Raw genomic sequence first — 14,276 nt, 5'->3', positions numbered from 1 at the left:
CCGTCGCGGACCAGGCTCACGAGCGTTGAGACGTCACCCGACGTCGCTGGTCCCGGCGCGATCAGCCCGGGCCGGACTGGCCCACCTTGATGACCGCCTGCCCATCGGCGGCACTGAGCACCTCCGCCAGTCGGGCCTCGTCACGCGAACCCGGCGCCGCGGTCAGCAGGACGGCCGACAGGTCGTCACCGGGGATGGCGATCAGGTTCCCGACGAGCGAGACGGAGTCCCCGTCGGACTGGGTGAACGTCGCGCTGCTCTCGTAGGCCTCCACCGGTCGCGGTGCCCGCCACAGCGTGTCGAACCGCCGGCTCCGGGTCCGCATCTCGTCGACCAGGTCCGCGAGCGACGCATCGCCGGGGTACCGCAACAGCGCGGCTCTCAGCTGGGCCGCCTGGATCCTCTCGTGACTGGTCGCGTCGGCGTCGGACTGCTGGAAGGCAGCGAACGGGTGGCAGAAGATGCGCCAGGCCACGTTCCACTCCCAGCGGTCCCCGGTGAGGTCCCAGTGCTCCAGGGCCAGGAACCCGCTGTTGACCGCGACGACGTTCATCGCTGCATCGGTGACGATCATCGGGGTGTCGGCGAACCGCTCCAGCAGTCGCGTCGCGCCCGGGCCGAGGTCGGTCGGCACCTGCCCGTCCGCGGCGGCGTACCCGGCCAGCGCCGAGAGCCGCTCGTAGTCCGCCCGTCCGGCGTGCAGGGCCCGGGCGATGGCCCGCACCACACCGGCCGAGGGATGACTCCGCCCCTGCTCCAGTCGGCGGACGTAGTCCGCGGACATGCCGGCGAGCTCACCGAGCTCCTCCCGCCGCAACCCGGGGACCCGCCGCCCGCCCACCGGCAGCCCGACAGCCACAGGGTCCGTGCTCTCCCGCAGGTGGCGCACTGCTGCACCGAACTCATGACGGTCCACAGCCGGAGTGTGCCCTCAAGACCTGAACCGATGGTGTCCGTCGGCTGCCGCCCCCGCAGGTCATCGGCGTTCGTACCGATGACCACGTCGGCGATCCCCAGCTCCGTGGCCGGCGACCGCGCAGCAGCAGCGGGTGCCAGGAGTTGCCTCCGTGCCACCCCGTCCCGGACCCGGCCTGGGCTGGACGGCGGATCGCCGTCCAGCCCGTCGTCCTCAGCGCGCCCCGGCGCCCTCGAGCCGGTCGGCATCGGTGCGGTCGGTCCCGTCCCGGTCGGTGTCCTCGTCCGCCGCCCCGGGAGGCGAGGGGCGGCCGTCCGGCCCGGGGACGCCGGTCCCGTCCTCCCGGCGCCGCAGCCACCGGTCCACGACCAGGTTGAGCAGCAGGCCGATGACGCCCCAGACGGCGATGACCAGGAGGTCCCGGCCGACCCCGGCACCGTCGAAGTAGACCAGCGACCTCGCCGCGTCCACCGCCGCGGGCAGCGGCAGCACCTCCGACAGGCCGCGGAAGACCTCGGGGACCATGTACAGCGACAGTCCGCCCCCCGAGGCCGGGACGCCGGCCAGCATCAGCACGACCATCACCGGCACGATCGCGGCCAGCCCCAGCGTCCGGGTGAAGACGCCGGTCACCACCGCCATGGCGAAGATGGTCGCCGCCCCGAAGCCGATCATCTGCCAGGCGTTCCCGTTGACCGCACCGATGACCACGTCGAAGAGCAGCCACAGCCAGAGGGCCATGCCGATCGACCAACCGGCGAGGTGCGGCACGAACTGGCGGAAGCGCTTCAGCTCGGGAGCACCACCGCGGAAGACGGCCATGATCAGGAAGCCGGCCATGATCCAGGCCATGCCGACGTACATGCTGTTGCTGCCCATGGTGTCGGAGTCGCGCAGCGGCGTCAGGTCGGTCTCGGTGAGCGGCACCTGCTGCCCGGCAGCGACCTGACCGAACACCGCGCGCACCACGCTCTGCTGGCTGACGCCGGCGCCCGCGGAGGTGTAGAGGGTGGCGTCCTCACCCGGGCCGGCGGGGAGCACGTAGGCGGCGACGACCTCCCCGTCGACGACGGCGTCGGCCGCGGCGTCCACCGACCTGGCCACCTGGACGTCGACCATCGACCCCAGGCTCGACTCGAGGCCGTCGGCCACCTGCGACGCCTGCTGCTCCGTCGACCCGACCACGGCCACCGGGAGCTCACGCACCGTCGGCTCGTGCATCGCGAAGCTCATCAGGCCGACCACCATGACCAGGATGGACAGCGGGAACGCCGCTGCGGTCACGTAGCGGAACCGCAGGGACCGCAGCGGGCCGCCGGCCAACGCCGGGAGCGGCGCGTCCGGGTCGGTGACCGGCGGGGCGCCGGGGACCGCCAGGCCGCTCGCGCGCTCCTTGAGCAGCGACAGCCCCAGCGCGACCACGACCCAGACGGTGAGCGTGAGCAGGTGCCTGCCGAGCCCGTCACCGTCGAAGTAGACGAGCGAGCGCAGCGCCTCCCCCGCGGCCGGGAGCGGCAGCACGCCGTGCAGGAAGGAGAAGAAGCCCGGCATGACGTCGACCGACAGCGCCAGGCCCGAGGCCGGCATGCCCAGCACGACGTAGAGCAGCATGCCGATCAGGACGGCGAGGGGGCCCATCAGCTTGGTGAACAGCAGCTGGGCCGCCCCGACCGCGCCGACGGCCAGCATGCCGACGCCGAAGAAGCCGAGGAAGTGCCCGTCCACGGCACCCACGATCGGCCCGAGGATGAGCCAGATGAGCGCGCTCGTCCCGGCCGCCCAGCCCAGGAGCACCGGCACGAACCGCCGGACCGCCAGCAGGTGCGGCAGGCCCAGCAGGACCACGCTGAGCGGGACGTACCCGGCCAGCATCATCCCCATGGCGGCGAAGAGCACCGCCGTGCCGGAGGAGTCTCCCGGGTTCAGCGGGGCGACGTCCTCGGACTCGATGGTCCAGCCCTGCTGGACGGCGACCGGCGCGAGCAGCTGCTGGACGGTCGCGGCCTGTGAGGGCCCGGCCGCGTTCGCGGTGTAGAGGGTCGCCGCGTCGGTGCCCGGCTGCGGCACCTCCAGCGCGCCGACGACCTCACGGCTCTCCAGCAGCTCGACGGCCTCCTCCGCCGAGCGGACCAGACGCGGGGCCACGGCGTCGTCCGGGACGGCGGCGAACGAGTCGACGACCGCTTCCGCCTGCGCGCCGACGCCCACCACCGCAACGGGCATGTCCCGCGGGTGCGGCGCGTGCATGGTCCCGACGTACGTCGCATACATCATCGTGACCATCAGGAAGGGGATGAGGAACAGGAAGACGTAGCGCGCGATGCGGGTCCGGCGGTCCTCGATCGGCGGGCCGACCACGGGAGGACCGGCAACGGACGATGCGGCAGTGAGGGGCTCCATGCGACTGCTCCTGACGAGGGCGGGCGAGCATCGGTGAGGTGACCGGCTCCGGCTGCGGCGGCGGAGCCGGGACGCGTGCGCCCGGGCTGAGACGATCTGAATGTAAGTCATGTGACTTACAAAGTCAGCAACCGGCTAGCTTGACGCGGGTCACAACAGAGGAAGTCAGCCGAGGAGGCACCCAGGTGGCACGGTCCGACGCTGCCCGCGCGGCTCTGCTGGACGCGGCCGAGCGCCTGTTCGCCGAGTCCGGCATCGCCCAGGTCTCCGACCGGAAGGTCGCCGAGAGCGCGGGCAACACCAACCACTCCGCCGTGCGGTACTACTTCGGCGGCCGCGAAGGGCTGCTCCAGGCGCTGATCACCCGCCACCTCGTCGCGCTGGAGCCCCCCCGGCGGGCGATGTTCGCCGGCTCCGACTCGGTCCTGGGGGACGTCCGCAGCCTGGTGGTCCCGTTCACCGACGCGTTGGGCGCGTTGCCGCAGCCCAGCAGCCGGGCCCGCTTCCTCGCCCAGGCGCTGCACGACCCGATGGCCGCGGGCCTGCTGGGCGATTCGACGGACCTGGCACCATCCGCCTCCGCGATCACCCGTTCCGTGGTGGCTCGTCTCGACCACCTGGACCAGGACGTCGTCGTGGGGCGAGCGAGGCTGATGACCCGGATCGTCTCGACGACGTGCGCGGACGTCGAGCGGCTGTCCGACCACGACGGGGCGGCCCCCTCCTGGCAGGCGGTGGGCGACTTCCTCGCCGACGCGATCGCCGGGATGCTGTCGGCTCCTGTCACCCACCGGCCCGGCGTCCCGCTGGACGTGACCGACCACCCGGCCGCCCTGGTGCTGTGACGCACCGGGGCCGCGCCGGGCCGGCGGCAGGCATGGCCGCCCATGGGCGTGCGAGCGGCCGCTGTCACCGCCGACGAGCTCGACGCGGCGAGCAGCGTCCGAGTCGACCTGACTACTCCCCCGCCGTCTGTGTGGCCCGCACGTGTGCACGCTGGCCCTGGCGGCCGATCAGGCTCAGGAACTCGACCGGGCCAGCACTGGTGGCCCCGAACCAATGGGGCGTGGTGGTGTCGAACTCCGCGGCCTCCCCGGGGTTCAGGCGGAAGTCGTGCTCGCCCAGCACCAGGCGCAGGGTGCCGTTGAGGACGTAGGCCCAGTCGTGACCCTCGTGCGTACGGAGTTCGGGCGCGGCGTCATCACGTCCGGTCGGGAGGACGAACTTGTAGGCCTGGATGCCGCCGGGCCGGCGCGTGAGCGGCAGCACCACCGCCCCGTCCCCGCACGGGATGGGCCGCAGGTTGATCCGCGGGTCACCGGTGGGCGGGGCGTCGACGAGCTCGTCGAGCGTGACCCCGTTGGCCCGGGCGAGCGGCAGCAGCTGCTCCAGGGTGGGGCGCCGCAGCCCGGCCTCGAGCCGGGAGAGGGTGCTGATCGAGATGCCGGTCTCCCCCGCGAGGTCGGTGAGCGTGACGTCCCGACGCTGGCGGAGTTGTCTGAGCCTCGGGCCCACGGCGTCGAGCGTGCTGCCCCACATGTCGTCCATGCCGCTCATTTTCCATTCGGCAAGAACCTTTGCGCAACCGCGAACTCGTGGTCCATCGTCAGGCCGTACACGGACGAGGGAGACCAGGACATGAGCGGACAGGCAACGAGACAGCGGGACGTCGTCGTCATCGGGGGCGGTGCCGCGGGCCTGAGCGCGGCGTTGACGTTGGCGCGCGCTCGCCGCCGGGTGACCGTGATCGACGGTGGCGCACCCCGGAACGCCCCCGCGGAGGGGGTGCACGGTCTGCTGGCGCTCGACGGCGTGCGCCCGGCGGACCTGGTCGCGCGAGGCCGCGCGGAGGTCGTCCGCTACGGCGGGGAGCTGCTCGACGGCGAGGTGAGCGAGGTGTCCGCCGTCCCCGACGGGTTCGTGGTGACCACACGGGACGGCGGGGTGCTGGAGTCCCGCCGGTTGTTGATCGCCACCGGCCTGGTCGATGAGCTGCCCGACGTCCCGGGGGTGCAGGAGCGGTGGGGGCGCGACGTCGTGCACTGCCCGTACTGCCACGGCTGGGAGGTGCGGGATCGCGCCATCGGCGTCCTGGCCTCCGGGCCCATGTCGGTGCACCAGGCACTGATGTTCCGGCAGCTGAGCGAGGGCGTGCGCTTCTTCTCCCGGGACCAGGAGCCCACCGCGGACGAGCGGGCCAGGTTCGACGCCCTCGGCATCACCGTGACAGCGGGCGCCGTCGCCCGGCTGGCGGTCAGCGGGGACCAGCTGACCGGCGTCCAGATGGCCGACGGCCGGCTGGTGCCCGTCGACGTCGTGGTGGTGGCGACACGGATGGTGGCCCGCGCCGAGGTGTTCGCCGACATCGGCATCACACCGACCCTGCATCCCGCGGGCTCGTTCATCCCCGCCGATGCCACCGGCCGCACTGCGGTGCCCGGTGTGTGGGCGGCCGGCAACGTCTCCAACCTGTCCGCGCAGGTGTCCGCCGCCGCGGCCGACGGCGCGCGCGCCGCTCAGCACATCAACGCCGACCTGGTCATGTCCGACGCCGACCGGGCCGTCGCCGGCCTCACCGTCGCCGGGAGCGACCGATGAGGCACGGGGGCGACCACGCGTTCGACAAGGCCTATTGGGAGCAGCACTGGCAGGGACGCACCGGCGCTCCCGGCGCCGTGGACAGCAACCCGCCCCACCCGTACCTGGCCGCCGAGCTCGGCGGCCTGCGGCCGGGCACGGCTCTGGACGCCGGGTGCGGCACGGGTGCCGAGGCACTGTGGCTGGCCGAGCACGGCTGGGAAGTCACCGCCGCCGACATCTCGGCCGAGGCGCTGGCCCAGGCCGCCGCCCGCGCCGCCTCGAGCGGGAGCGCCGACCACGTCCAGTGGGTCGAGGCCGACCTCAGCAGCTGGGACCCCGGGGTCCGCTTCGACCTCGTCACCACCTCCTACGCCCACCCGGCCATGCCGCAGCTGACGTTCTACGACCGCCTCGCCACCTGGGTCGCACCCGGCGGGACCCTGCTCGTCATCGGACACCTGCACACCGGCGAGCACGGCCACGACCACAGCCACGGCGACCAGCCCCCCGCCGAGGCGACCACCACTGCCCGAGCCGTCACCGCGCGGCTGGCCGAACCCGAGTGGGACGTCCAGACCGCCGACGAGGTGCACCGCACGGTGCTCGCACCGCACGGCGGGACCGTCGCACTGCAGGACTTCGTCGTACGCGCCACCCGGCGCAGCTGACCTCCGCCCCGCCACAGCACGACCACCAGCGCTCGGGCAACAGCCCCAGCGCCGCTGGCTGCTGCCCTCCCCCCCCCTGCTCGACCTCACCTGCCGAGAGGCGCCATGACCACCGAAGCGTCCGCATCCGAGCCGACCCTCGCCCCGACCATCTCCGATCCACGCCAGCGCCGCGCCGTCCTGATCGCGGTCTGCATCGCACTGATGGCCGTCATCGCGTCGGTGTCCGGGCTGAACGTCGCCCAGCCCGAGCTCGCGGTGGAGTTCGGCGCCTCACAGAGCGCCGTGCTGTGGATGATCAACAGCTACACGATCGTCCTGGCCGCACTGCTCCTCCCCCTGGGCGCACTGGCCGACCGGTGGGGCCGAAAGCCGATGCTGCTCGCCGGCCTGACCCTGTTCGCCGCCGCCAACGTGGCAGCCGGCCTGGCTCCCTCGACCGAGGTCATGGTCGCCGCCCGCGCCCTCAGCGGCGTCGGCGCGGCGATGATCATGCCGGTCACCCTCGCCGTCATCACCTCGACCTTCCCGGACGAGGAACGCGCCACGGGCATCGGCGTGTGGACCGCCGTCGCCGGCGGAGGCGGCATCCTGGGCATGTACCTGTCCGCCCTGCTGGTGGACGTGGCGAACTGGCGGTGGCTGTTCGTCCTACCCGTCGCGCTCGTCGCCGCCGCCGTCGTCCTGACGCTGAGGTCGGTGCCGAACTCACGCGAGAGCGCCACCCACCGCTTCGACCTCGTCGGCTCGCTGACCTCGGTGCTCGCCATCCTCGCGCTGATCCTCGTCCTCCACGAAGGTCCCGAGCAGGGGTGGACGGCACCGGCGACGCTGCTGAGCCTGCTCGGCGGCGCCGTGGCCGCCGCCGCGTTCATCGCATGGGAGCTGCGCCAGCCGGCCCCGCTCCTGGAGATCCGGCTCTTCCGCGAGCGCGGCCTGGCCAGTGGCTCCCTTGCACTGCTGGTCGTCTTCGGCGTGCAGGCCGGGATCTTCGTCGTCCTCTTCCCCTACCTGCAGGCGGTGCTGGGCTGGTCGGCGCTGCGCTCGACGCTGGCACTGATGCCGATGGCGCTGCTGATGATGGCCTCCTCCGGGCTGGCACCGAAGGTGGCCGCACGCATCGGTGCACGACTGACCATGGCCACCGGGATCCTGCTGGGCACCGTGGGCCTGGTGCTGATGGCCAGCTTCGTCTCCGTCGAGGGCGGTTACCGCTCGGTGCTGGCCGGGCTGCTGGCCATCGGGCTGGGCATGGGCCTGGCCATGACGCCCTCCACCGAGGCCATCACCCGCGCACTGCCTCGCGAACGGCAGGGTGTGGCCTCCGCCCTCAACGACGTCACCCGCGAGCTCGGCACCGCACTCGGCGTGGCACTGCTCGGTGCCGTCCTGGCCACCGGCTACCGCAGCGCCCTCGACCAGCAGCTCCCCGCCGGGGCTCCTGCAGACGCTGTCGCGGCAGCCCGCGAAGGCCTGGCCAACGGCCTCGCGGCCGCCGACGTGGCCGGCCCCCAGGCCAGCGCACTCGTCCGGGCGGCACAAGAGGCCTTCGTCGACGGCTGGCAGCAGGCCATGTGGGCCGGCACCGCCGTCATGGCCGTCCTGTTCGTCATCGTCCTCGCCCGTGGCCCCCGCGGGAGCGCCCCTGGCCCCGTCGTCGGGGAGACCGAAACCGAACACACCATCACCCGGTGACCCTGAACGGGCGGTTGACGCAGCCGACTGCGTCGACCGCCCGCTGGTGCACCGCGCGCGAGGCGCGGCCCTGGGTCGTCGGGCGGGAGAGGTGGAGCGCGGTGCCCGGACGGCACCGCGCCCCACCCGGTACAGATCAGCCACCCAGCTCGGTGAGCAGCTGCCGCATCTCCTCGATCTCCTGCGCCTGGACCTCGCTGATCGAGCGAGCCAGGTCGACGGCCTCGGCGTTGCGGCCGTCCTCGACCTCGGTCCGCGCCATCGCGACTGCGCCCTCGTGGTGCTCGATCATGGCGTCGAGCCACATGCGGTCGAAGTCCCGGCCGGCCGCAGGCATCTCCTCCATGCCCATGCCGCCGTCCATGCCCATGCCGCCCATGTCCCCGGACCCGTGGTCCATGCCGCCCATCGGACCGGACTCCTCGAGCGGCTGGCCCCACTCCTCCAGCCAGGCCGTCATGAGGTCGATCTCCGGGTCCTGACCTGCTTGGATCCGCTCGGCCAGGTCCACGACCCGGGGATCGGAGGCGCGGTCGATGGCGACCGCGGACATCATGAGCGCGCCCTCGTGGTGCGGGATCATCCCCTGCGCGAACGCGACGTCCGTGTCGTTGAACTCCGCGCCCTGCTCGGCGGAGCTGTCGTCGGCCGCGTTGCCACCGGTGGCGGAGGTCTGCTCGGTGTCCGAGCAGCCGGCGAGGACGACGACGGCGGCCATCAGCCCACCGGTGAGGCGGACGAGTCGGATGCTGGTGCGGGTCATGCTGGGTCTCCTGTCTGAGGGATGTGGGCATGCGTGCAGGACCCCGGGACAGCGGGAGCTGTCGGGGTGCAGCTGCTCGGCCTAGATCCGCAGGAGACAGAGAGCGGAGAGGGTGGGTGGTCGAGGCTGCCTCGACCACCCGGTGGGCCAGCGGGAAGGTGTGGGCGAGCCGCGGACGGGCGGGATCGCCACGCCTCGGCGGAGCACTACGGCCCTGAGAACCATCAGCCCCGCGAGCAGGACGGCGAGGCACACCGCCAGGACGTGGGCGTCGTGCCACGGGGCCGGCAGGCCGCTGGACCCGGTGGCACCGTCGGCGTCTGCCTCTGGTGTGGCGGCACCGTGCCCGTGGTCGGGCATCGCACCTGCGACGGGGCCCAGATGGACGGACGCTGCCGGTACACCAACCGCGGCAGCCGCACCGACCGATGTGGACCCGTGCCGCTGGGCCGAGCCCGCGGCCACGCACTGCACCCCGTGCATGGCGAAGACGGCGGCCAACAGCAACAGCGCCGCCCAGAGCCGTGCCACCGGGACCACCTCCCCACACGACGGTACGACGGCCTGGCTGGCGCGCCCGAGAGGGCTGTCGGCCCCTTGGTCGGAACGCTGGCCCCGATGCCGGTCCGCCCCCTGCTCGGTCGCATCTCGCGCCAGGGTTCCCGCGCGGGTCATCCCCCGAAGCCGACCCCGACGGACCCCAGGGGAAGTGACACCCGGGCGCTCCCCCACGCTGATCATGACCGCACCACGGCGCGAAGTGCCCCCTGCAGCGACTGCTCGGCGGCGCTGACCGCCCAGCGGGGTCACCGAACGAGGTTCGAGGCCTGTCGAGGTCAGCCGCAGCTTCCGCCCAACGGCAGGCCGCGGGCGGCCAGCCACGGAACCGGGTTGCTGCGGTTCTGGTAGAGCCCACCCAGATGCACTTCGAAGTGCAGGTGCGGGCCGGTGGACTGACCCGTGTTGCCCACCAGCGCGATCTGCTGCCCAGCGGACACCTGCTGTCCCGCGTCGACCGAGTAGCTGTCGATGTGCCCGTAGAGGGTGATCGAGCCGTCCTCATGCTCCAGGTAGACGGCCAGCCCGAAGCCGGATGCGGGGCCGGCCTGGAGCACCACGCCGGCTTCGGGCGCATAGATCGGTGTGCCGATCGGGGCGGCGATGTCCACGCCGTGGTGCATGGTCCCCCAGCGGGCGCCATAGCAGGAGGTCACCCGCCCCGACGTCGGGATCCCGGCGCCGGAAGTCGACCGCTCACCTCCCCGGGAAGCCGCACCGTCCAGCCGTTCCGCCAGTAGTGCATCGACATCGCCACTGCTCGGTTGCTCCGTCGGTACCGCAGTGACATCGCTGCCGGCCGGCTGTTCCATCGACCCCGCAGCAGCATCGCCGCCGAGCGTGACCACCCGCTCCCGCGCCTCCTGCAACTGCTGCTCCAACGCGGCCCTGTCCCCCACGGCGGCGTCGTAGGTCTGCTGCGCCGCGGCGAGCTCGTCGTTGGCGACCCGTTCAGCCTCCGCGGCGGATGCGGCGGCCGCATCGCGGGCAACCACGGCGGCCTTCGCCGCCTCGGTGGCCGCCTGCTGCTGGCGCTGGACGACCTCGAGCTCGTCCAGTCGCTCGCCCCGGTCATCACCCAGCAGCTCCAGCGTGGCGGCTCGTTGGAGGACTTCCTCGGGGCTGCCTGCGGCGAAGAAGGCCGAGGCACTGCCGTAGGCGTCAGCGCCCATGTAGCTCTGCCGGGCCAGTGCGACGACGTCGGCTCGGGCCTGCCCGACTGCTGCCTGCGCAGCCGTCAGCTCGGCCTCCCGGGCATCGGCCTCCTGCCGGGCTGTGAGCAGCGCAGCCTGGGCGACCAGGCTCCGATCGGCGACCGCCTCAGCCTCCACCGTCAGCCGCCGCAGGGTCTCCTCTGCCGCCACCACCGACGCCTCGACGCTGGCCAGCGCGGCCTCGGCCCCGGCGAGTCCGGGTTGGCCTGCCGGGGCCGGCGGGGGCTCAGGTGCGGCGTGGGCTGCCGGACCGGTGAGCACCAGCAGCAGGGCAGCACCGGCGGCCAGCGTCGGCGCAGTGACCGCGGCGCGCCATCGGGCGCGGCGGCGTGGGTGGACAGGGTGCTGCAAGACGGTGTCGTGCGACGTCGCCAACGCGGCGAGCTCCGTTCTCCCTCACCGTCTACCGAGTTAGCTGACGGGTTCGGGCCGGAGACAGCCCTACTCGCTGCGGCGCACTGGCCACGTGAGATTCACCCCAGGGAACGATGGGTCCCCGGTCTGCCACCGCGCGAGCGGTGGCAGTTCGACGGGGTCTGCGCGAGGACCTCTGGGCGAGATCGGGGCTCGGGCGGACCGGCCGAGACGCTACAACGAACCCCGATGAACGTCACAATCCAGTAACAGCAGCCAACCATCGCGGCCGGCCGCACCATCCGGGGCCAGTACATGTGCAGGCGCCACAGGCGGCCGATCACGCGGACGCCGCAACCACGGCATGCAGGTCTTCATGGAGAACGAGGGCGAACTGGCGCTGCGCCTGCTCACCACCCGCGCCGCCGACTTCCAGGCGCGGCTGCTGGGCCGGGTCCGTGCGCTCCTCGCCGAGGCCCTCGACGCCGGCAAGATGTGCAGCGACATCCCGCTCGACGACCTCGGCTACGTCGTCGTCCGCATCATGGAGTCCTACGTCTACCTGACCCTCATCACCGGCGAACAGCCCGATCCCGACCGCGCCGGCCGCGTCCTGCACGCACTCCTGCCGCTGCCTGACTGATCCGGTGGTCGAGCGTTGCACCTGCCGGGGTGGACCTGGACCCCGGCCGACCGGACGGACCCATGGCCTCGGCCATGCGCGCAGTCCAGATCACCGAATCGGTGGCCCGAGCTCCTGAACGTCGTCGGCCATCGTCTTCGATGCCGTCCTCGCCTGGAACCGCATGTGAGAGACATGCCCTAGCTGTCACCGACGTCCTGGCTGGGTACAGCTAGAACGGCGGTGGCGTGGCACTCAACATGCGTCACCGAGATCGCCGGCGACGACCCCGGTGCGTCGGTGCCGGTCGCGGAAGCGCCCGGGGGCTTCGTCGTGGGCACGGCTGAAGGCCCGGCTGAACGCGTGCACGGAGGCATAACCCACGGCTCGTGCGATGGACTGCTGCGGTTCGTCGGTATCGCGCAGGCGAGCGGCCGCCAGGTCCATCCGCCAGCGCAGCAGGTAGGCGGTGGGGCTCATGTCCAGGGCGGCGGTGAACCGCCGCGCCAGGGTCGCTCGGGACACTGCGATGCCGGTTGCCAGGTTCTCCGCCGTCCAGGCCCGCTCCGGTGCCTGGTGGATCAACGTCAGGGCGGCGCTCACGACCGGGTCACCCAGCCCAGCCAGCCAGGACCCCGGCTGGGTCGCCGTCTGCGCTGCTGCCCAGGCCCGCAGCGACTGCACGAGCAGCACGTCGATCATCCTGTCCAGCAGGACCGAGGAGGCCATCCCGGGCTCGGTGAGCTCACGGCCCAGGATGCGCACGGTGTCCTGAAGGTGGCCGGCCCCCGCACCCGCTCCCACGTGGACGACGTCGGGTAGCGCGGTGAGCACGCGAGTTCGTGCCCCGGGGTCCTGGAGGTAGTGGACCGTGACGATGCGGGTGTCCACCGGCCCGATCCCCAGCCGGACCACGTCCCCGACCTCGCGGGCTCGAGCAGCGGCGGCACGGTCGCACGATGCCGCGGAGGCCCACGGTCGGCTGGTCAGCTCGTGCACGGTCCCCGGAGGCAGCAGGACGACGTCCCCGGACTCCAGCCGCCGTGGCGGGCGCGAGGAGGTGGTCAGCCACGCGGATCCCTCGGTGACCGCGTGCACCGCCGCTCCGGGGTACCGGTCCAGGCGCACTCCCCAGCTGCCGGCGGCGCCGCTGGCCTCGATGCGGGTGCCGATCGAGCCGGTCACGCCGGCGACCCGCAACAGGTCGGCGAGCAGGTCCACGCAGCAACTGTACGTGCGCCGCGGCGGACGACCGGTGCTGTTCCGGGCCGGGTGAGTCAGACGGGCACGCTGTTGAGCTCGTGGGACAACGACGGCTGCCCTGCCCGTGCCTAGCGTCGACGGTGGTCGCGGAACACCCCGACTGATCGCCGACCATCGGAGCCACACGTGCAGCAGTTGGGGTCTGCGGGACCGACGAACAGGGTTCCGCTGTCCGTCCTGGACTTCGGGCAGCTGTCCGCCGGACAGACCAGCGCCGAGGCCCTGGCTGACACCACGCGGCTCGCCGAGCGCGCCGACGAGCTGGGGTACAAGCGGTTCTGGGTCTCCGAGCACCACGCCACCCCGTGGCTGGCCTCCACCTCCCCCTCGGTGCTCCTCGCCCACCTCGCCGCCCGGACAGCGCGGATCCGGGTCGGCTCCGGCGGTGTCATGCTGTCCAACCACCCACCGCTGGTGGTGGCTGAGCAGTTCGCGCTGTTGGAGGCGCTGCACCCCGGACGCGTGGACCTGGGCCTCGGACGGGCGCCCGGCGCGGACCCGGTGACCGCGGCAGCGCTCCGGCGTTCACCCGCAGGGCTCGGCGGCGAGGACTTCGCCCACCAGGTGGACGAGGTCCAGGCGATGCTCGGGGTGAGGGCACCCGCGCAGGCCGCCCCGTCGCGGGCGCACCACCCGATCAGTCCGACGCCACGCGCCGTCGGCGCACCCGTCATGTGGTTGTTGGGCTCCTCCGTGTACAGCGCCCAGTTGGCCGCTTCGCTGGGCCTGCCGTTCTGTTTCGCCGGACACAACGGCGTACCTGCCGCAGCGGTGGCCGGCGTCCTGGACCTGTACCGGAGCTCGTTCCGCGACGACGTGGACACCGGCGCCCACCCGCATGCCATGGTCAGCGTCAGCGTGCTGGCCGCGCGCACCCAGCACGAGGTCGTGCGACTCGCCCGGCCGGGCCGCCTGCAGCGCTTCGCCGAGCGGACCGGGCGCGCGGTGACACCGTTCCTCAGCCCCCATGACGCCGCCCGGGTCCGGCTGGACCCTGCTGAGGAGCAGGCCATGTTGGCGATGCCCGAAGGCGGTGTCGCCGGAACCCCTGACCGGGTGGTCGGCGTGCTCGAGGACCTCACAGCCGCGACCGGCGCCGACGAGCTCCTCCTCTGCTCCTTCGCGCACGGCGCGGCGACCCGGGTGCAGACCCTGGAGCTCCTCGCCGACGCCTGGGGACTGACGTCGGCACCCCTGCCGCAGGCCATCGCCGGCTGAGCCGGTCGTCACCACCACACGCACT

Annotated in this window: 13 protein-coding genes and 1 riboswitch; of the genes, 6 read left to right on the top strand and 7 right to left on the bottom strand. The window is 72.8% G+C overall.

Annotated features, from left to right (window positions below):
- Window positions 1–61: 61 nt before the first annotated feature.
- Window positions 62–916, bottom strand: a complete 855-nt coding sequence (locus tag O2W53_RS22990; RefSeq protein WP_269165376.1) for a helix-turn-helix domain-containing protein — start codon at window positions 914–916, stop codon at window positions 62–64.
- Window positions 917–1,129: 213 nt separating this feature from the next.
- Window positions 1,130–3,316: a DUF3533 domain-containing protein gene (locus O2W53_RS22985; protein WP_269165375.1), complete on the bottom strand. Its 2,187-nt coding sequence runs from the start codon at window positions 3,314–3,316 to the stop codon at window positions 1,130–1,132.
- Window positions 3,317–3,501: 185 nt separating this feature from the next.
- Between O2W53_RS22985 and O2W53_RS22980 the strand changes: the two genes are divergently transcribed.
- Entirely contained in the window at window positions 3,502–4,161 is a 660-nt protein-coding gene (locus O2W53_RS22980; protein WP_269165374.1) for a helix-turn-helix domain containing protein, read from the top strand.
- 112 nt (window positions 4,162–4,273) lie between these two features.
- Here the strand turns inward: O2W53_RS22980 and O2W53_RS22975 are convergent, their stop codons facing one another.
- Entirely contained in the window at window positions 4,274–4,864 is a 591-nt protein-coding gene (locus O2W53_RS22975; protein WP_269165373.1) for a helix-turn-helix domain-containing protein, read from the bottom strand.
- A gap of 90 nt (window positions 4,865–4,954) precedes the next feature.
- Here O2W53_RS22975 and O2W53_RS22970 point away from each other — a divergent pair, with 90 nt between their 5' ends.
- The 3 genes from O2W53_RS22970 to O2W53_RS22960 all read left to right on the top strand — a co-directional run bounded on the left by O2W53_RS22970 (window position 4,955) and on the right by O2W53_RS22960 (window position 8,259).
- Entirely contained in the window at window positions 4,955–5,914 is a 960-nt protein-coding gene (locus O2W53_RS22970) for an NAD(P)/FAD-dependent oxidoreductase (protein WP_269165372.1), read from the top strand.
- The gene (locus O2W53_RS22965) at window positions 5,911–6,564 is read left to right on the top strand and encodes a class I SAM-dependent methyltransferase (RefSeq protein ID WP_269165371.1); all 654 of its coding nucleotides are present in this window, start codon (window positions 5,911–5,913) and stop codon (window positions 6,562–6,564) included. The genes O2W53_RS22970 and O2W53_RS22965 overlap by 4 nt, the downstream gene beginning before the upstream one ends.
- Window positions 6,565–6,669: 105 nt before the next feature.
- A complete protein-coding gene (locus tag O2W53_RS22960) occupies window positions 6,670–8,259 on the top strand; it encodes an MFS transporter (protein ID WP_269165370.1) in 1,590 nt (529 codons plus the stop codon).
- A gap of 136 nt (window positions 8,260–8,395) precedes the next feature.
- Here O2W53_RS22960 and O2W53_RS22955 read toward each other — a convergent pair whose 3' ends face one another.
- The 3 genes from O2W53_RS22955 to O2W53_RS22950 form a co-directional block, all read right to left on the bottom strand.
- Window positions 8,396–9,022: a DUF305 domain-containing protein gene (locus O2W53_RS22955; RefSeq protein WP_269165369.1), complete on the bottom strand. Its 627-nt coding sequence runs from the start codon at window positions 9,020–9,022 to the stop codon at window positions 8,396–8,398.
- A gap of 81 nt (window positions 9,023–9,103) precedes the next feature.
- Entirely contained in the window at window positions 9,104–9,697 is a 594-nt protein-coding gene (locus tag O2W53_RS24015) for a DUF6153 family protein (RefSeq protein ID WP_442929297.1), read from the bottom strand.
- A gap of 161 nt (window positions 9,698–9,858) precedes the next feature.
- Window positions 9,859–11,055: a peptidoglycan DD-metalloendopeptidase family protein gene (locus O2W53_RS22950; RefSeq protein WP_269165368.1), complete on the bottom strand. Its 1,197-nt coding sequence runs from the start codon at window positions 11,053–11,055 to the stop codon at window positions 9,859–9,861.
- Window positions 11,056–11,180: 125 nt separating this feature from the next.
- Window positions 11,181–11,336: riboswitch (cyclic di-AMP (ydaO/yuaA leader) on the bottom strand.
- A gap of 176 nt (window positions 11,337–11,512) precedes the next feature.
- Here O2W53_RS22950 and O2W53_RS22945 point away from each other — a divergent pair.
- On the top strand, window positions 11,513–11,791 hold the full coding sequence (locus tag O2W53_RS22945; protein WP_269165367.1) for a QsdR family transcriptional regulator: 279 nt from the start codon (window positions 11,513–11,515) through the stop codon (window positions 11,789–11,791).
- Between the two features lie 234 nt (window positions 11,792–12,025).
- Here the strand turns inward: O2W53_RS22945 and O2W53_RS22940 are convergent, their stop codons facing one another.
- Window positions 12,026–12,991, bottom strand: coding sequence for an AraC family transcriptional regulator (locus O2W53_RS22940; protein ID WP_269165366.1), 966 nt, complete (start codon window positions 12,989–12,991; stop codon window positions 12,026–12,028).
- A gap of 168 nt (window positions 12,992–13,159) precedes the next feature.
- On the opposite strand from O2W53_RS22940, the gene O2W53_RS22935 reads away from it, so the two are divergent.
- A complete protein-coding gene (locus O2W53_RS22935; protein ID WP_269165365.1) occupies window positions 13,160–14,251 on the top strand; it encodes an LLM class flavin-dependent oxidoreductase in 1,092 nt (363 codons plus the stop codon).
- Window positions 14,252–14,276 lie beyond the last annotated feature (25 nt).

The organism is Modestobacter sp. VKM Ac-2978, assembly GCF_026968025.1.
GTDB lineage: Bacteria > Actinomycetota > Actinomycetes > Mycobacteriales > Geodermatophilaceae > Modestobacter.
Note: the sequence above shows the minus strand (reverse complement) of the source record. Positions and strands in the feature narration are given on the sequence as shown.